Origin of the sequence: Halorubrum sp. Atlit-8R, assembly GCF_003666025.1 — an archaeon.
GTDB classification, from domain to species: domain Archaea; phylum Halobacteriota; class Halobacteria; order Halobacteriales; family Haloferacaceae; genus Halorubrum; species Halorubrum salinarum.
In genome coordinates, this window is the sequence record NZ_QPLV01000036.1 from 1 (window position 1) to 528 (window position 528).

Here is a 528-nt window from a genome sequence, read left to right on the forward strand (position 1 = left end):
CCCGAAGCTCGACGAAAAACAACAACAGCATCTCTTGGAACTTCTCCGTGAGGGTCAGCCCTGGAAGAAACAAGAAATACAGCATCTTATCAAGCAAGAATTCGACGTCGAATTTCATCCGGTCTACCTGAGTACCTTCCTCGAAAAGCTCGGTCTCTCCTACGCAATTCCGCGGACTAAGCGTCCATCACGGCCTGAAAACGCCGAAGAGATTCTCGACGAACGCGTCGCCGACGCGTTCGACGAGGAGTCTGGTGAGCCACACAACAAACGCGATGGAGATGACGACGAAGGCTGGGTTGTTGACGAAGAAATCCGAACGGACGGTGGGACCGTCCTTGGATTTCTCGACACATCTCATCCACAACCGTGGGATAACTCACAGCGGCTCTACACCGTGGATGATCCGCACATCACCCGACCGCTGGTGAAGTTAGACGAACCAGCGGTCGGGTTCTATGCGGTCTCCGGTGAGAGTGTGCTGCAGTTTCCGAGCACTCAAGAGAAAGAGCGGATTTGCGAATGTCT

1 pseudogene is annotated in these 528 nt (G+C 53.8%); it reads left to right on the forward strand.

The annotated features are described in order from the left end of the window. Positions 1–528 (forward strand): annotated as a pseudogene (locus tag DVK05_RS16460) (IS630-like element ISHvo8 family transposase); the annotation flags it as partial.